Consider the following 18,820-nt stretch of genomic DNA (forward strand, 5'->3'; position numbering starts at 1 on the left):
ATCCTCTGCAGCGGCAATTTTTTCCATTTTTAAGCATAAAAATACCACCCCCTCCAGAATGCTTCTGCAGAGCTCATAAAATACCACGATTCACTTTTTTCTCTCCTATCTTTTTATCTCGTAGACTGCTGTCCCGTATGCGGGAAGTATTACTTTCCCTTCCGCAGAGGTATCAGTATATAAATCCTTTACACATTCTTTCAGTTCAATCGCAACCGGCGCCGGATGGTAATTTAATGCGAAAAGGAAACTCTTTTCTCCTTTTGTACGCATCACAAGCTCCACTTCTTCCGGTGCGTCAATAATATGAGAAAATGGTTCACAGACACCTGTATATTCCAGAAGCCTACGCACATTTTGTCTCGAAAATGTACTTCCCAGATGCAGCACGCGCCCATTCCCCACCTTATTCTCTGTCAGCGCCGCCGTTCCGCCGTAATAGCTGTTCTGATATACGGCCAGCACACTGGTTCCCTTTAGAGCTGTCAGAATATCATTAAAAACCGGAGTCTCCAGTTTCTCTTCCCCCCACTGGGCAGATACCGTATCTTCCGCCGGACTTGTAAAAGTGAAATCTCTCACATCCGTACCTGTCAGTTTTTGCAGTATTCCTGGCTGCGGGAGCATAACACATTGTCCGTTCATATCCTTATAACCGGCCCTGCATCCTATGATCAGAGTTCCTCCCTGCTTTACATATGCCTCAAGAAGAGCCTCCCGCTCCTCGTTGATCATAACAGGATGGGGATAAAATATCACCGGATATCCCGCCAGATCTGAAAGTTCACTGTCTTTTTGCAGATAAACCACGTCATAGGGAGTGTGCGTCAGCTCAGATGCGGCAAATATCTCATCTTCACTGACAGGGGCAACTCGTTCATGCCACACGTCCACCTCTGTATCCCAGACATTGTCATAATCTTTTAACAGTGCGAAAGAAGCTGTGTATTCACTCTGACAAACTGCATCCAGTTTCTTGAATTTTCGGCAGAACTCTTTTACTTCCTCCAGCTTTCTGTTATCTCTGTTGTCATAATCTAAAATACCATGCCAGTATATCTCCGTACCGAGCGTGCAAGTTCTCCAACGGAAAAATGAAATGTAATCCGCCCCATGCGCCACACTCTGCATTGCCCACAGAATAAGCTGTCCCGGCCTGGGAGCCGGTCCTTCCATACGTGTTGTCCAGCCGTTTGCCCCTGACTGCTGTTCCATAATTCCGAAATGCGGACAGACAGAGCGCACTTCATTCAGATGCATGGACCAGCGGCGGTCATTCAAATCCTCTGACGTCTTCGGATCCCGGTCCAGTCCAAAGGCAAAACTTGGATAAGAGTCATATGTATAGACATCCAGACATTCCTTCTCCATCTTATGATTGTCTACATTCCAGAACATACCGTTTGTGGTAATGAAATCTCCAGGCTTTCTGTACTTTTTAATGATCTCAGCCTGCATGCTGCAGAACCGGATGGTGCTGTGTGAAATAAAACGGTAATAATCCAGATGAAGATGAGGATTGATTCCCCTGCTCAGTGTAGGCCTCGGCACATAAACCTGCTCCCAGTCCGTATACGTCTGATTCCAGAATACGGTTCCCTAGGCTTTGTTCAGATTCTCCAGCGAGTTATATTTTTCTCTCAGATACTGCCTGAACGCAATGGAATCCGCCTCCGAATAAAACTCACAGGTCTCACAGTTCAGCTCGTTGTCAATCTGCCATCCCACGATCGCCGGATGACTGCCATAATGCTCCGCAATGGCTGCGACCACCCTCTTACACAGTTCTTGGTATTTTGGTGAATTATAATTATAGTGGCGTCTTCCGCCGTGGCGGTACAGGACACCTTCCCTGCTGCCGTTTAATACCTCCGGATATTTTTCCGTCAGCCACGCAGGTGGTGTGGCGGTAGGTGTGCCGAATATCACTTTCATCTCCTTTTTCAGGCAGAGCTCCAGAAACTCATCAAAGAATGAAAAAGTAAAGACGCCCTCTTCCGGCTCAAATTTATTCCAGGCAAATTCAGCGATACGGATAACCGTTATGCCTGCTGCCTGCATCCTGTCCAAATCATCCTCCCAGATGCCTTTATCCCAGTGCTCCGGATAATAACAGGTCCCCATGGTCATCTCTGACCACTGAAAATTTTGTTTACTGTTCATATTTTTTTGCTTCCTCCTCGTTCATAATCGGTATGCGGAAAGAAATCCTGGTTCCATCATCCGGCGCACTTCTCATCTCAAATCTGCAGCTTTCCCCATATAAGAGCTGGAGACGCCGGTATACATTTTTAAGGCCAATGGACGCTGCTGATTTGATGTCCCTGCACTGGGCAAGCAGCGATTCCACCTGCTCCTCTGTCATCCCTCTGCCGTCATCCTCCACACAAAAATACAGCCATACATCCTCTCTTCTGACAGTTACTGAGAGTTTTCCCTTATCCACCTGTTTTTCCAGGCCGTGGATAATGCTGTTCTCAATCAGTGGCTGCAGCAGAAAACTGGGCATATAGCATTGTTCCGCTTCCAGATCCACATCGCATTCCACAGATATCTTGTCCCCAAACCTGTAATCCTGGATATGGAGATAAATTTGTACCATCTCCATCTCCTGTTCCACAGTGATCATGGCATTTCTCTTAATGCTGGCCCGCAGAAGTTTTGCAAGAAATACAGCAAGGTCCGATACCTTCTCGTTTCCTCCCATAAACCCCAACCAGCTTATAGTATCCAGGCTGTTGTACAAAAAATGGGGATTGATCTGCATCTTCAGGAACTCAATTTCCGCCTCTTTTTTGGCAAGTTCCAGAGAATACACCTTTTCCATCAGATTCTGTATATTGTCAGCCATCTGATTATATGCACTTCCTATCTGACCGATCTCATCATTTCCGCTGAATTTCACCCTGGAATCCAGATTACCGTTACCAAAAGCCGACATGCTGTTCAGTAGTAATTTCGCCGGACCTATCAGCTTTCTGACTGCTACCATTGTAATAAAAAGAGCCAGAATCAGTGCCAGTCCAATAACCAGACCCATCTGCAGAACGCTTGCCATGATTCCTTTCCGAAACTGTTTGGTACTCACAGTGGTGACCAGTGTCCAGCCGTTTTGAAGTGGTTTGCCTGTATAGTAATAGCTGCTTTCCCCCGTGCTTGGATCATTGATTGTCATAGGTTCTGCTGTTTTTAACGCCTCCAGGGAATAAGAAAATTTCTGTCCTACAGTTTCGCTGCTGTTGGCAGCTACCACACAGTTATCTTTATCCACCAGATACACTTTGCTGGCATAGGAACTGGAAACAGTAGTCAGCTCACTGCTGAAATATTCATTCTGGCAGATAATGACCAGGTACCCCAAGGGCTGCATATCCCCTGTACTCAATATAGCTCTGCACATACAGGCATAATTTGCATCGCCGGCCAGGCTCCACAATGCCTTGCCGTTTGCCTTATAAATTTCCTCTGGACTCTGGGCATATTCCAAAAACTCCCTGTTTGTAGTGCCTACAAAAATTTCTTCGCCGCTTTTGGAATAAATGCGCAGAGATATCACTCCCTTTATATTAAATACACTGCCCCTGACCTGGCTGGAAATGGCTGCCTTGTAAGAGGCAATACTTCCCGTTCCCGTCTCTTTGTCATATCCTCCCACATTTCCGTTGATCACTGCCAGATTGTCCTGCACTACCTGATCCACCAAAATGGATACAGAAAGCTGGTCAATCTGGTCCACCATATTGGACACATTTGCCGTGGACAGGGATGTCACATCAGCCATGTGGGAATTCACCTGACTGTTGTAGACATTACTGAAACGATATGTAAAGAACGTAAACACACAGATACATGTTCCCAGCAGCAGAATCGTAAAAACCATAAAAAGCTTAAAGCGGATACTCAAAAATATTTTTTCTTTTTTCTCTTTCATAGGCTCATTCCGCCTGCTTTTTATCCAGATTTTCCAGGATCACATGAAGCCGGATTTCCTGTGGGCTGTGCTCCTGTTTTTTAAAATCCGTAGGGCTGCATCCGAAAGCCCTCTTAAACACCTGGGAAAAATACCGCTGGTCATTAAATCCTGCCACTGTACATGCCTGATTCACACGCTCCCCCTCCGCCAGAAGCTGCGCGCTGTTCATGATTCGAATGGCCATTAGAATGTCCACAAATGAATATCCTGTCTCCTGTTTTATCTTTTTTGATATATAATTGGAAGAAAAATGATATCTTTCCGAAAATCCGCTCAGAGACAATGGCTGATCAAACTCTTTTGCCATATCCATCAGAACATCTGACACAATTCTGGATACCTTTGAAAAATGGTTCTTCACCTGGGAAACGGTATCATACGCCCCCTTGGTATCCTCATATTTTCTGATGACCTTTACCTGGTATCTTTTCTGTTCCAGACGTTCTTTCACATCCGCCACTGTTGACAGGATATCCCTCGGACTGAATGGTTTCAGAAGATACTCATATACATTACTCTGCAGGGCCTGTCTTGCGTATTCAAACTCTGAAAATCCTGTGAGAAGAACGACAGCCGTATCCATGGAATGTTCCTTAATCATTGCCGCCAGTTCAAGCCCAGTCATTCCGGGCATTCTGATATCAAAAATCACGATGTCAACATCTGTGGAAAGCAACAGTTCCCTGGCTTCTGTACCATTGCTGACAGAATACACCTCCGTGATTCCTATGGATTTCCAGTCAAGGCTTAATAACCCGCTGCGTATAAGAAGTTCATCATCTGCGATCAATAGTGTCATTTTATCCACCCTTTCCCTATCTTCAATACTTAAAGTATAGCACCCGGCAGATAAATAGAAAACTCTGTAATATTAGCCTTTGACTGCCCCGGCAACCATACCTTCCATAATATTTTTATGAAGAAGTATGTATACAATAATGCTTGGAATAATGGTGATAATAACCGCCGCGATCTCCCCCACATAATCGGTGGAATACATGGACTGGAAATTCGTAAGGCCCACAGGCAGTGTCATCATGTTACTGTCTGTCAGGAAGATACGGGGCAGAAGCAGATCATTCCACACATTAATGAACTGTACGACCGCCACAGTCACAATGGAGGATTTTGCAATGGGCAGTATAATGTTGAAAAAACAGCGGTAAACAGAACATCCGTCTATGACTGCGGCCTCCTCCAAATCCTTTGGTATGGAGTCCATAAACCCACAGATGATAAATATAGCCATAGGAAATCCCACTGCAATCTGCGGAATGATAACAGACAGGTAGGTATTCAAAAGCCCCATGGATTTGAATACGGAAAACAGAGGAATGATCAGCGCATATACGGGGATCATCATACCCAGCAGAAATATGCCGTAAGTCAACTTGGAAAGCTTCCATTCCATTCTGGAAATCGCATAGGAAGCCATTGTAGCCAGAATCACTGTCACCAAAACAGCCGCCACTGCTATGATCACAGAGTTTCCGAAATAACGGATAACACCGCCTTTTACCACTGCATTCATATAATTGGTCAGGCTCCAGGATTCCGGCAGCCCCCATGTATTGAAATATAACTCCTGGTTCGTTTTAAAAGATGCCAGGAACAGCCATACCAGAGGGTACAGACACATAATTGTAAATACGATCAGGAAAAAGTACTTGATAAACAGCCAGACTTTTTCCACAGGCTTTCTCTTCACTTTATTTCCCTCCTTTAATAGCTTTCTGTCTTAAAGACTTTATTGGACAGCCCCACCGACAACATGCATAAAAGCATAAGTATCACACCGATTGCACAGGCATATCCGTATTTCAGCACATTAAAAGCCTGATAATACATATAAGTTGACATAACTTCGGTAGCATGGTTAGGACCTCCCCCTGTCATAACAGCTACCAGGTCGTAATATTTCAGGGAGCCTGTTATGATCAATACTGCATCAATCTTTAAAATTGGCTTTATCAATGGGAAAGTGATATTTTTAAACTGCTGCCAGGAGGTAGCTCCGTCAATTTCGGCAGCTTCATAATACGAAGAATCAATATTGCGCATAGCAGCGAGCTGGATAATCATGTGATATCCCACGTACTGCCACATAACTACAATAATGATACAGATCAGCGCCAGATTTTTATTGGACAGCCATACCTGCTGCAGGTCACCAAGTCCAATCAGTCCTAAAAACGCATTCAACAGGCCGTAATTACCATTATAAATAAAGGTCCAGGTAAGGCCTACTGCCACACCACAAATGACACTGGGCAGGAAGAATACGGTCTGGAAAAATGCGGAACCTTTGATTTTCTTAAATATAGCGTTTGCAAAGAACATCGCCAGGGGCATATGCGCAATCAGGGAGCCGATAACCATCAAAATATTATTCCCCAGTGCATGGGTGAATGTGGCATCCTTAAACAGCCCGATATAGTTCTTCAGTCCCACAAATTCACGGCCTGACATTAAATCTGTCTTGAAAAGAGACATGTAGATATTGTAGGCAATGGGGAACAGGGCAAACACTGCATATATGATAAAAGCCGGCAGTACAAACACTGCAATGCTTTTTTTATTTCCTAAAACACTTTTCATCGAAACACCCTTTCTGTCTCACGCTTTCCTGTTATATTCCGGGTACGACCATCGTTTCGACGGCTGCACCCGGAATTACAGATTCGCTTATTTCTGGTTATCCTCTGCATACTGCTGAAGCTTATCCAAAATTGACTGGGGTTCGTCTCCATTGGCAATAGCTACACTACTATTGTTAAATTCATTGCCAAGATCCGTGTTCATGCGGTCAAACCACGGTGTCAGCGCCTTCTGTTCATTGAAGCACTTGATAGCCTCGCTGCAAAGGGCGGATAATTTGCTCTCGTCCAGCTCAAACTTAGTGGCAGGCATACGTCCATAATCATAGAGCAGGGTTGCTGCATTCTCTGAATTGGTCCAGTATTTTAAAAGACCTACGGCTGCCTCTACATTCTCACAATTCGTTGTCACTGCAAAGGAATTATCCAGAGAACCTACGGAAACGTTCGTGTTCTCTTCCTTTACGGCCGGCATTGCAAAACAGCTCACATCTTCTGCTACCTGACATACTTCCGCGTTGTCAAGATTAGAGATTTCCCATGTGCCGTTAAAATACATGGCTGCCTGTCCGGTCTGGAACAGCGCTTCCGCTTCAGAACCGCTCACACCTGTGAAGCCTTCCTCAAAGTATCCCTTTTCCACTTCCTCCTGGAACAATTCTGCTGCCTGGACCATGGCTTCATCATTCCATTTGCCGCTGCCCTCCTTGATATCCTCAAACAATCTGTTTCCTGCAACACCGTCAGAGAGCTGCTGTATGTACTGAGATACCAGCCATGCGTCATCTGCCGTGGATGCCAGGGCAACCGGCGTGATTCCCTTTTCCAGCAATGTATCACACACTTTTCTATATTCATCATATGTAGTGGGAACGGCCAGACCGTTTTCCTCAAAAATAGCTTTGTTGTAATACATAACTGCCATACACTGGGCAGTTGGAATTCCGTATACATCGCCGTTATATGTTTCCTGTTCCAGGGTGCCGCTGTTGAAACTCTCCTTCCATTCCTGGTCAGCATCCAGATATTCCTGGAGATTCACAATCTTGTCACCATTCACAAAATTCTCCAGATAGCCCAGTTCCCATGTAAAAATAATGTCCGGCGCAGAATCAGATGCCATCATGGTAGTAAGCTTTGTCTTGTAATCCGAGTTGCTCACAAATTCCGGTTCAATGGTAACTCCAAATTCATTTGTTTTGTTGAACTCATCAATGATTTTCTGGTAGCCTTCCACATACGCATCAGATGCGGAGCCGTTCAACATCATGCTTAAGACTTCCTTGTCTTCTGATTTACCGGCTTCCTTATCAGTATTTTCCGCAGAACCAGAACCGCCTTTTTGGCCGCATCCGGCAAGCATGGTAAGACACATAGCACCTGTTAAAAATAAAACCAGTTTTTTTCTCATTTCAAATCCCTCCGTTATATTTTTGAATGAATCTTTTGATTGAATCACTTATCTTGTTTATGTACTAAATTTTATATCAATTCTACGAAGTTTTTAAGAGAGAATTTAAAACATTTTTGTTTGTTATTTCGCACTCTTTTTTTATGCAATAATAAATCCCAGTGATTTTGCACAATAAATAATTATTCCTTTGACATTTATTCCGCATACTGCAGCATACTCTTCAAGTGACAGAAAATGCGTCCCCCATGGCAGAGCATAAAAAACCGCCAGTCACAGTTACATACTGTAATTGGCGGATTTTCCTGTCAGTTCATCTTTACTTTACAGACTCTCCTTCACCATCACATGAATCTCCGAATACAAATGTTTCCGGTAAGGATTTCTGTCGTAGATCAGTTTGTCCAGCAGAACCTCTATACTTCTTTTTCCCTGCTCACTAAGGCCGCTGCCCAGTGTCATAGTCACAATATCTTCTTTCATAAGCTCCAGAATTTCCGGATAATCCTCGTAGCAGATGAGGCGCACGTTATTTCTGCCGCTGGCTTTCAGCTCCTCGCCTGCTGCCTGGACACATCCGCAGGTGATCAGTATGCCGTCTATGTCCTTTTCCTCCCGCAGGATTCTCTGCATCTCCCGCCGCATGATAGCCGGATCCTCTTTTGTGGTCACACTGGGAAGCATCTCTATCTTGGGATATGCCTCTGTGATGACCGTGCGGAACCCGCCCTCACGTGTGCCGAAGGGGAAGGACTGATGCTCATCCCCGTCACTGGTTATGACCACGGTTCTGCCTTTTCCGCCCAGGAACTCGCCCATAAATCTGGCTGCCACTTTTCCCGCTTTATAACCGTCCTGTCCGATAAAGCAGAAACGCCTGCTGCCCTTGATATCTGAATTGACTGTGACCACAGGAATCTTTTCCTCTGTGCAGCGGTCAATCGCTTCGACAATCTCGTGTGCGTTGATGGGACTTAAAATGATGCCGTCCACCTTTTCCTCACGATACCGGTCCAATAGATCCGCCTGCTTCTGTACATCAGAATAGGCAATGATCTGAAACTCCAGATGCACCTGAAAGGAACTGTACTCTTTCAGCTTCTCCTCGATTCCCTCTCTGATATAGGGAAGCGCATCCACCTTCAGGAGCAGCACTGCAATACGCAGCTCTCTGTTCTGCATCTTAAGGGCTTTTCCGATCGGATTCGCCTCATAATTATTTTCATCTATGATCTTCTGTACCTTTTTACGCACATCATCACTCACGCCCGGTCTCTTATGAAGCACTTTGTCGACAGTAGACCGGTGCACGCCCGCCATTTCCGCTATCTGTTTAATGGTTACTCCCATATTTATCAACCTCTTTCCTGTCTGTCCGGTTCCGAAAGCGTGCTGACTGCCGTGATGGGTTTTCAAACACGCTTTGAGAGAGAACGTACTCTTAGACTAAGTATAGCGCATTATCCGGAAGATGAAAAGAGAAAAATGGCATGCCCCGGACGTGTTATCTGAGACATGCCATTTTAAATTTATTTTGATTCTGTCTTTAATTCTCAGCCTTTTTCTTTAAATCAATCTGCGCCTCTCTTTCCAGAAGCTCTTTCATGATCGTCGGATATTCCTTATCCAGGTGATAGAACAACAGCAGGATGATCATGATCACACCCAGAATCGTCACACCGTAAATGAACAGGTTGGAAATGGTATGCAGGGCCTGCGCGGACTGTGTTCCAAGGTCACCATTGTACTGGTTTGCTTCCATAATGAAGCCAATCAGCGCGGAGCCGATACCCTGGCCGAACTTCTGACCGGATGTGGCTGCTGATTGTATGGCACCGGCTGTGCGCAGCCCGGTCTTCCACTGTCCGTATTCTATGGCATCTGCGATCATGGTAAAGATCATGCCCAGAATAGGCGTCATTCCGATTCCCCTAAGCAGGCCGCCGAAGGTTACAACCGCAATGCTGGTAGGGTTGACCAGCAGAACCAGAGAACCGGCGATGATAAAGAGCGCGCCTACGATACACCAGTTTCTCTTGCTTGTCAGGTGCATAACCTTGCCTAAAAGCAGAGTTGCAACTATGGTGATACCGAAACAGGCTGTGTTTACATTTCCGATAATCTTTGTATCACCCACGATCCATTTGCAGTAATAGGTAGCCATGGTTCCCGCAAAGGTCTGGTACATGGCAAAGAATACAAAGAACAGGAACAACATAATGAAGTATTTATTCTTAAACAGAGCAGGCAGGGCCTTTTTCAGAGGAATCTGTTCGCCGCCCATCTCATCTTTTACCACGACTCTCTCACGGACTGTTGCAAAGCAGAACAGCATCAGGGCTGCAGCGCCGACTGCATAGATTGCCGTCAGGATGATCCAGTTCTTCTGAGAATCCATGCCGCCGCCGGGCATCATGTCCAGAATTCTTGTGAAGAGAAGAGTTACAAGAATATTTCCGATGGGGCTCATTGCCATACGGATAATATTGATTTTTGCCCTCTCATTCTGGTCACGTGTCATATAAGTCATGGTCGTGGCAAAGGGCAGCTGGAACAGTGTGTAAACAACTGTCAGCATCAGGTTGTATGTAATAAAAATGTAGATAGCCTGCGCCATTGCCCCGATTTGAGGCACGGTTATCAGAAGCACTGCTGCGATGGCATATGGAACGGACATGCGCAGCATCCACACACGGGCACGTCCGTATTTGGAACGTGTCCTGTCTATAATAAATCCGGCTGCTATGTCCGATACTCCGTTGAATACCTGGGAAATAGCAATGATCATGCCGATTACGGCTGCAGATACATGGGCCACGTCTGTATAGAACATGACGAGGAGACTTGTCGCTATGGTAAATACGATGTTTGTGGAGATTTCACCGCAGCCATATGCAAATTTTTCAAATCCTGTTACCCTGTCTTTCTGTACCAGTTTGTTAAATCCGTTGAGATTCATCCGGGCACCTCTTTCCTTATTTGCTTATTGTCTGATTCAGGGCGTCGATGGAGGTGTTCAGGCCTGCTTCCACACTCATAGTCAGGTCTTCCATTTCCAGAGAAACATATCCATCATATCCCATCATGTGACATACTGAGAAGAATTCTTTCCACCACTGCAGGTCTTTTCCGCATCCCACTGCCACATAGTTCCATGTTCTGTTCTCACAGTCTGTTACCGGTTTTGATTCAGGAAGCCCGTTCACATCGCACAGACCTCTCTCAATGCGGGCATCTTTGCCGTGAATGTGATACAGTGCGCCTTTTAAAGCTCTTGCTGCTGCGATGGGATCTGCTCCCATAACCATCAGGTGGGACGGGTCCAGATTCATTCCGATCATGGGGTCTACTGCATTTCTCAGCTTCCAGAGAGTCTCCGGGTTATAGACAAGCTGGCAGGGGAACTCTTCAATGGCAATCTGTTCCACACCGTTTTCCTTGCAGTGAGCCACGAATTTTTTCCACCAGGGGATTGCCACATCCTCCCACTGGTATCTTACGGTTTCCACCATATAATCCGGCCATGAAACAGTTGACGTGATCCAGTTAGGAGTTTTGTCCTCAGGTCCGCCTGCCGGGAGTCCTGACATCATGACAAGTTTCTTCACACCCAGTTTTCCTGCCAGCACTGCTGTATCGTAAATCGTCTTAGTGTGAAGTTCTCCCATCTCACCCGGACACAGAGGATTTCCGGAGCAGTTGAGAGCCGCGATTTCCATGCCCCTTTTCTCGATCTCAGCCTTATAGGATTTTAATTTGTTCTCATCTGCCAGGAGCTCCTGTGTGGGAACGTGTTTGCAGCCGCCCCAGCCTCCTGCTGTCATTTCCACTGCATCTATACCTAATGATTTTACCTTATCCAACATCTCCGTAAAAGACAAATCGCCTAAAACATCTGTACAAAGTGATAATTTCATGATCTTTTCCTCTCTCTTTCCTATTTTTATCTGCCTAAAAGTTCTCTTTCGATTCGTTCTCTGGCTTCCGGTGCCTGTTTATCCATTTTCTCCGGGAAACCAAACATGGAAACACAGGCAATATTGTCACCGCCCACTTTCGGGGCATTTTCCTGCAGCTGTTTATTTGCAAAATCCATGTCACGAAGGGTCTCAAAAATACCGTCAAAATCCACGTCTCCCTCACCCATTGCCAGATGCTGATGAATGGTCACATCCGCTTTTCCACGTCCGTTCAGCCACGGGGGATTGGCAATATAGCGGCAGTCCAGGGTCTGGTTAAAGGTATCCGCGAACAATACATGAGTCAGCTCGTCGCCTGCGTATCTCAACATGGAACGCACATCCCCTTTGCCCTCGTCATAGAAGAAGCCGTGAGGGGAAGAATATACATATCCAAGATTTTTGGAACGGAAGGATTTTACCAGATCACAGGTTTCGTTATTCAGCTCACAAAAATCATAAGGGTGGGACTGGATTTCCACACGGATGCCTTCTCTCTCTATGATAGGAAGAAGCTCCTCCATGGACTTGAACCACATGCCATTACAGATTTCCTGCTGATTAGGGTCTCCCGACAACTCTGTGTTGATGACCTGGACGCCCATGTCCACTGCAATCTCAATCATACGTTTCCAGTTGGCAACCGCGAACTGTCTCTGCTCCTCAGTAGGGCCTGACCAGCGGTATACAACAATAAAGGATGAAATTTCTACACCGGTCTCTTTTAATGCCTGTCTGTATTCCTGCTCGCATTCTTTCGAGAATAACGGGTGTTTGTAAAAGGGATTGATCCTCGGGTGTGGGGACTGCTCAATGTATTTGTATCCCCAGTCAGCTACCTGATGGACCATGCGGTTGATGTCCATCTGCTTTGCCAGTACATCTACATCAAATGCTATTTTCATATTCTGTATCCTCCTATGGATTTAAGAGTTCGTGCTCTCTTCCAGGTAAAAATAAATGAGATTTCTTTTCCGCAATTGTCTTCCAAAATTCTCCCTGGCGGACTTTTTATTTTTTATAGAATTCAGGCATTTCGTCGAAGGTTATTTCCACTACTTTTTTCTCATCACGTGCTTTGGAAGCTGCTTTTGCAGTTACCTGTCCTACATATCCGTCCCAAGCTGTAGGGCCGTCTACTCTTCCTTCCTTTGTGGCATCGATCCATTCCTGGATTTCCGTGTTGTAGGCATCCACGAATCTGGTGGACCAGTCACTGTGGATTGCATGGCCTCTTGTGGCATTGGCACATACTTCAATATTGGAAGGCTCCGGCAGATTCAGGATGGCATCCTCGCAGACAACCTCACATTTAATATCATAGCAGTGACCTGTGTTGACAAAAGCCTCCACATCGATGCGGACACCTGATTTTGTTGTCAGGATCATGATCTGCGGGTCCATAAGGTTTGCATGGGTTCTGCGGGTGTTCTTGGCAAATACCACCTCTGCGGTTGCGTAATCTTCGTTCAGCAGCCAGCGGAGAACGTCGATTTCATGGATCATGGAGTTTTCTACTGCCATAGGTGTGTCATAACTCTCATCCACAGCCGGATTTCTATGTGCGCAGTGCAGCATCAGGGGTTCTCCGTAGGTGCGGTTCTCAATCGCTGCCTTTAACTGACGGTATCCGGTATCGTATCTTCTCATGAAGCCGACCTGTACAAGCTGTTTTCCGCCTGCAACCTCTGCCTCCACGATTCTCTTGCAGGCTTCTGCCTCAGGTGCCAGAGGTTTTTCACAGAATACATATTTTCCTGCTTTGATCGCTGCCATTACATACTGCTCATGATATGGGTCAATGGTGGTGACGATCACTGCATCAATATCGTCCGATGCAATCATCTCTTCTCCGTCTGCATAGAATTTGCAGTCATACTTTTCAGCTACGGATTTTCCAAAATCCACATTTACATCTGCACACGCAACTACTTTTGCGCCCTGCAGTTTGTTGTTAATTCTCTCAATGTGTGTTCTTCCGATTGCTCCTGTTCCTACAACACCAATTCTTAAATCTTTACCAGCCATAATCTTATCTCCTTTTCTTCATTCCTGAGAACATTGTTTTTTGTTGTTAAGAGCTCGTGCTCGTACTTTTGTAAAAAAGAGTGCGGCTTTCACCGCAGGTAAATTTTCTTTTGTTATATTGCTCATTATCTCTTGTTTTGCTCGCTTGCGAGCTCGTGCTCTCTTTGATGAGTTAATAATACAACTTTATTTCTTTTGTGTCCATTGACATTTTTACTTAATATCACATTTCATTTTTGTATAATTTTAACAATAATAGTTTTCAGGAGATTTGCTTCCGAATACAGGAAGAGCAGCGGGCTGTGCTCATCGAATTGAGGCCAAATATACAGCAAGGCGGCACGTGCACGCCTTTTTGCAAGGCATGCACGTTTATGTATTGAGCAGCAGCAGGCCGCCCAGACACAGCATGATTCCGCAGATTTGTTTTATACTTATCAGTTCTTTGTAAAAAATCACACCAACCAATATCAAAATCACTGCGAGGCCGATATTGGCGACCAAAGAACCGACGCTGACTTTCCATCCGGCCCTGTATATTGCAATATATCCAAATTCCAGCGCAACGACAGATGCCCCCAGGACAACAGATGCCCAGTTCAGTTTTTTTAACTCAACAAAATAATCCTTTCCGGCTGACGTCAGAAAAAACATGCCTATGGACAAAAGCGCACCTACCAGATATGTGATAGAAAGTGATACAAATGAATTTGCCTCTGCAGGTGTTGATTTGGCGCAGATGTTATAGACCGTGTTGGAGCCGATCACCAAAAGAATCGGCCAGATGTAATTCCACATACTTGTCTCCTCCTCTCTGATTCCTGAACACTATCATGTACCGTACCAAAGGCCGGCAATATACTGTATATAACAGGCGGTATATGCAGACCTTCACTGTAAATATCAGGCTTTTTCAAATAAAAAAACCGCAAACTAATGACCTTAGTTTGCGGTAGGTGTCCACCCAATTTTTATTTTACGTCAAATTCTCTTATCCGTCAAATGTTTTTCTCTCAATCTTTTCTTCTCAGGCAAACCACAAGAACCTGATTCTGTTTTCTACCTGCCCATCCTCTGTGTTTTACAGACTGATGGTCTGTTTCAATGCATCAATGGATGTGAGAACGCCTGCCTCGGTGCTCATAGTCAGGTCTTCCATTTCCAGGGAAACGTATCCGTCATATCCCATCATGCGGCATACAGAGAAGAATTCCTTCCACCACTGCAGATCTTTTCCGCATCCCACTGCCACATAATTCCAGGTACGGTCTGCCACCTCTGTGACAGCTTTCCACTCAGGCAGTCCGTTGATCTCGGCAAGTCCTCTCTCAATTCTGGCATCCTTGCCGTGCAGATGGTAGATTGCCCCCTTCAGTGCCCTGGCAGAGGCAATGGGGTCTGCCCCCAGGGCGATCAGATGGGATGGGTCCAGGTTGATTCCGATAATAGGATCCACTGCATTTCTCAGTGTCCAGAGTGTTTCTGGATTGTACACCATCTGACAGGGGAATTCCTCTATGGCTACCTGCTCGATACCGTATTTTTTACAATGTACGGTAAATTCCTTCCACCAGGCAATGGTTGTTTTCCACTGGTACTCCACCGTGGGCTGCATATAAGCTGTCATTGTGACGCTGGAGGTGATCCAGTTCGGTGTGGTATCGTGTTCGCTGCCTGCAGGAAGTCCTGACATGCAGACAATTTTCTTTACGCCCAGTTTACTGGCAAGCACAACACAGTCATACATGGAATCAGAATATTCCCTTCCCAGTTCACAGGGCCAGAGCTGGTTGCAGGAGGTGTTCAGCGCTGCAATCTCCATTCCGCGTTTTTCCAATTCCGCTTTATAGGCAGCAAGTTTATTGTCATCCTCCAGCAGTTCTTTTGTGGGACAGTGTGTCCTGGCTCCCCACCCTCCGGCTGTCATTTCCACCGCATCAATCCCCAGGGATTTTACCTTATCCAACATTTCCGTGTAACTCAGTTCTGCAAATACATCTGTACAAATAGAAAGTTTCATGTTCATTTCCTCCGTCTTAGATTACTTTTTATAAAATTCCGGCATTTCGTCGTATTCAATGTTCACCACGGTCTGTGTGTCGCGGGCTTTGGAAGCTGCCTTCGCTGTCACCTGTCCCACATAACCATCCCAGGCGCTGGGACCGTCAACTCTTCCTTCCCGGCATGCATTGATCCATTCCTGGAATTCAATATTGTACGCGTCGATAAAACGCTCTGACCAGTCATGACAGATAGGTGTGATGCGGGAATCATTGCTTCTTACCATAGTGTTGGCCGGCTCAGGCAGGTTCAGGGACCCCTCCTCGCAGACAACCTCACACTTGATATCATATCCGTACCGGCAGTTTACAAAAGATTCCACGTCAATGCGAACCCCTGATTCCGTGGTCAGATACATGATCTGCGGGTCGCGCAGTTCTCCCTCCGCATTGCGGGTTGTCTTTGGAAATACTACCTCTGCTGTTTTATAATCCTCTCCCAGCAGCCAGCGAAGCACGTCTATCTCATGGATCATGGAGTTCTCCACCGGCATGGATGTGGTGAATCCCGGTGCGTCGTAGTTCCTGTGTGCACAGTGCAGCATCAGAGGCAGACCGTATTTTCCGGAGTCGATCAGCGCTTTTAACTGGCGGTATCCCGGGTCATAGCGGCGCATGAAACCAACCTGCACTAATTGTTTTTTACCTGCCATCTCCGCTTCCACAATACGTCTGCAGGCATCCGCCTCCGGTGCCAGCGGCTTTTCACAGAACACGTATTTACCTGCTTTGATGGCCGCCGTCACATACTGCTCATGGAAGGGGTCAAGCGTGGTGACGATCACCGCGTCCACTGCATCAGATGCGCTCATTTCCTCTCCGCTGTCATATGCCTGAATGCCGTATTTCTCAGCTACAGATCTGCAGAAGTCCATATTCACATCTGCACATGCCACAACCTTCGCTCCCTGGAGTCTGGTGTTGATCCGCTCAATGTGTGAGCGTCCGATCGCACCTGTTCCTACTAATCCAATTCTCAATTCTTCCATTTTTTTATTCTCCTTTATCTTTAATTGATTGAATTTGTTACATTTCTCCCCGCTGCTCCCGCTCTGCCAGTTCCTTCATGATTCGGGGATAAATCTTATCCAGTTTATAGAAAATAAGGACAACCACTGCAATGACCCAGATAAATGTGGTTCCGTATTTGTAAATACTCATGATCATGGCCTTTGCCGTTTCCGGCTGCACAGCGCCGCCTGTGGAGGAACTGATGTAGCCGCTGGCATTTAATAAGCCGCTGATGATAGCGCTTGTCAGGCCTACTCCCAGTTTGAATCCCAGAGATCCGCCGCCAAAGACAAGGCTTTCCTGGCGGATATGGCTCTTCCACTGTCCATACTCAATGACATCTCCCATCATGCCGAAGACAACCGCAGTAAGGGGTGCCTCCCCCAGCGCTCTTACAATGGTAGTTCCCATTGCCAGGCCAAAACTGTGAGGGTTCATAAAGAATACCATCTGTGCCGCCACTGCCAGAACGCATCCGGCCAGGGACAGATCCCTTTTGTTGAATTTCTTCAGAAGTACAGGGCAGATCAGTGCCCCTGCGATCAGTGTGACGGCCTCTGCCATGTACAGTGTGCTGTACATCCAACTGTCATTTCCGAAAATATATTTGCAGTAATAAGGCAGTACAGCTCCCACAAGTGTCTGGTGCACACAGGTGATAGTCCAGAGGATCAGCGTTGCCCAGAAATAAATATTTCCCACAAGAGCCTTTACATTTTTACCGAAGGATGCCTTCGGTGTTTCTTTCTTTACTTCAATATGTACGTGTTCTTTACAATTTGCAAAACAGATAAGCAGCATGACAAACGCGATCACACACCACAGCATCATGGCTTTCACCCAGGCTGCCTGTGTATCTCCGAATAATTTCACCACCGGCATGGTGAAAGTTACTGCAATGAGCCTTCCCACCGGAGCCATGGACATACGCACAATGGAAAGCAGGTCCCTCTCGTGAGATGACCTTGTCATCATGGTGGACAGTGTTCCGTATGGCACATTAATGGCTGTGTAGCACACCGTGGTGCACAGATTATATGTGACAAAAATGTACCAGAACTGTATCGTCTCGTTCGTCTGGGGGACCGTAAACATAGCTATGGCACAGAGCACATAGGGAACCGCCATCCACAAAAGCCACGGCCTTGATTTCCCCCATTTTGATTTTGTTTTCCCTACAATGACTCCCATGATAATGTCTGAGGAGCCGTCAAATACTCTTGATATCAGCATGACCAACCCCACTGTCGCTATGGGGATTCCCGCATAATCTGTGTAAAACAAAGTCAGCAGAGCATTGATCATGCCGCAGACGATATTACATGCTGTATCTCCGCATCCGTATGCTATCCTGTTTCCCCAATTTAGTTTGACAACTCCGCTCACTGCGGCTGTCTGTCTTTCTCCTGTTATTTCTCTGTTCATAATCACCTCTCCTGTTTTTCATTTTTTCACCGAAAATTATATAAAATTGCCTTCTGTTTTTTTCTGTTCCAACCTATCTTCAGGTTCTGATATCTGTGTCATAAGCTTTCTGCTACTTTGCCGTATTATAGCTCTTTTTTCATCACCTCCATGTCTATTATGACCAGTATTTCCCTGTTTTTGCTATATTTGCGTTGCCCGTTCATGAACTTTAACTATATTAATCATATCAAATCCGGCTAAAATCCGTTATTATTTTCTTGCTGTATTTCCTGCCTTTTTTCGCCCTCTATGAGATTTTGTTATAAAATCTTGCAAATATGTTAAAAAAAAGACATCCATTGCCCGCACCGGAA

General features: G+C 45.8%; 15 protein-coding genes and 1 pseudogene. All 16 read right to left on the reverse strand.

Going from position 1 to position 18,820, the window contains the following annotated elements; genetic code table 11:
• Positions 1-105: 105 nt before the first annotated feature.
• The 16 genes and pseudogenes from LC508_RS28745 to LC508_RS13140 all read right to left on the reverse strand — a co-directional run bounded on the left by LC508_RS28745 (position 106) and on the right by LC508_RS13140 (position 18,464).
• Positions 106-972, reverse strand: a complete 867-nt coding sequence (locus tag LC508_RS28745) for a beta-galactosidase trimerization domain-containing protein (protein WP_408612335.1) — start codon at positions 970-972, stop codon at positions 106-108.
• A 9-nt stretch (positions 973-981) separates the two neighbouring features.
• Positions 982-2,163: pseudogene (locus tag LC508_RS13070) on the reverse strand (beta-galactosidase); the annotation flags it as partial.
• On the reverse strand, positions 2,153-3,931 hold the full coding sequence (locus LC508_RS13075; RefSeq protein WP_118593770.1) for a cache domain-containing sensor histidine kinase: 1,779 nt from the start codon (positions 3,929-3,931) through the stop codon (positions 2,153-2,155). The gene LC508_RS13075 and the pseudogene LC508_RS13070, both read right to left, overlap by 11 nt.
• Positions 3,932-3,935: 4 nt before the next feature.
• On the reverse strand, positions 3,936-4,772 hold the full coding sequence (locus LC508_RS13080; RefSeq protein ID WP_054352097.1) for a response regulator transcription factor: 837 nt from the start codon (positions 4,770-4,772) through the stop codon (positions 3,936-3,938).
• 72 nt (positions 4,773-4,844) lie between these two features.
• A complete protein-coding gene (locus LC508_RS13085) occupies positions 4,845-5,681 on the reverse strand; it encodes a carbohydrate ABC transporter permease (protein WP_054352096.1) in 837 nt (278 codons plus the stop codon).
• A gap of 14 nt (positions 5,682-5,695) precedes the next feature.
• Positions 5,696-6,571 carry a carbohydrate ABC transporter permease gene (locus LC508_RS13090; protein WP_103732544.1) on the reverse strand — a complete coding sequence of 292 codons (876 nt, stop codon included), beginning with the start codon at positions 6,569-6,571 and terminating at the stop codon, positions 5,696-5,698.
• 87 nt (positions 6,572-6,658) lie between these two features.
• On the reverse strand, positions 6,659-7,981 hold the full coding sequence (locus LC508_RS13095) for an ABC transporter substrate-binding protein (RefSeq protein ID WP_054352094.1): 1,323 nt from the start codon (positions 7,979-7,981) through the stop codon (positions 6,659-6,661).
• A 324-nt stretch (positions 7,982-8,305) separates the two neighbouring features.
• Positions 8,306-9,331, reverse strand: coding sequence for a LacI family DNA-binding transcriptional regulator (locus tag LC508_RS13100; protein WP_054352093.1), 1,026 nt, complete (start codon positions 9,329-9,331; stop codon positions 8,306-8,308).
• 196 nt (positions 9,332-9,527) lie between these two features.
• Positions 9,528-10,940, reverse strand: a complete 1,413-nt coding sequence (locus LC508_RS13105) for an MFS transporter (protein WP_052099411.1) — start codon at positions 10,938-10,940, stop codon at positions 9,528-9,530.
• Between the two features lie 16 nt (positions 10,941-10,956).
• Positions 10,957-11,898 (reverse strand): sugar phosphate isomerase/epimerase family protein, encoded by a 942-nt coding sequence (locus LC508_RS13110; protein WP_033141098.1) that lies wholly within the window; start codon positions 11,896-11,898, stop codon positions 10,957-10,959.
• Positions 11,899-11,924: 26 nt separating this feature from the next.
• Positions 11,925-12,845 (reverse strand): sugar phosphate isomerase/epimerase family protein, encoded by a 921-nt coding sequence (locus LC508_RS13115; protein ID WP_033141097.1) that lies wholly within the window; start codon positions 12,843-12,845, stop codon positions 11,925-11,927.
• A gap of 106 nt (positions 12,846-12,951) precedes the next feature.
• Positions 12,952-13,968 carry a Gfo/Idh/MocA family protein gene (locus LC508_RS13120; protein ID WP_033141096.1) on the reverse strand — a complete coding sequence of 339 codons (1,017 nt, stop codon included), beginning with the start codon at positions 13,966-13,968 and terminating at the stop codon, positions 12,952-12,954.
• 372 nt (positions 13,969-14,340) lie between these two features.
• A complete protein-coding gene (locus LC508_RS13125; RefSeq protein WP_033141095.1) occupies positions 14,341-14,766 on the reverse strand; it encodes an EamA family transporter in 426 nt (141 codons plus the stop codon).
• Between the two features lie 283 nt (positions 14,767-15,049).
• A complete protein-coding gene (locus tag LC508_RS13130; protein ID WP_033141094.1) occupies positions 15,050-15,988 on the reverse strand; it encodes a sugar phosphate isomerase/epimerase family protein in 939 nt (312 codons plus the stop codon).
• A 21-nt stretch (positions 15,989-16,009) separates the two neighbouring features.
• Complete coding sequence (locus LC508_RS13135; RefSeq protein WP_103731441.1) at positions 16,010-17,017, reverse strand: Gfo/Idh/MocA family protein; 1,008 nt, start codon at positions 17,015-17,017, stop codon at positions 16,010-16,012.
• Positions 17,018-17,054: 37 nt separating this feature from the next.
• A complete protein-coding gene (locus LC508_RS13140) occupies positions 17,055-18,464 on the reverse strand; it encodes an MFS transporter (protein ID WP_103731440.1) in 1,410 nt (469 codons plus the stop codon).
• Positions 18,465-18,820 lie beyond the last annotated feature (356 nt).

It is taken from the genome of Blautia parvula (assembly GCF_020215665.1).
Lineage (GTDB): Bacteria > Bacillota > Clostridia > Lachnospirales > Lachnospiraceae > Blautia > Blautia celeris.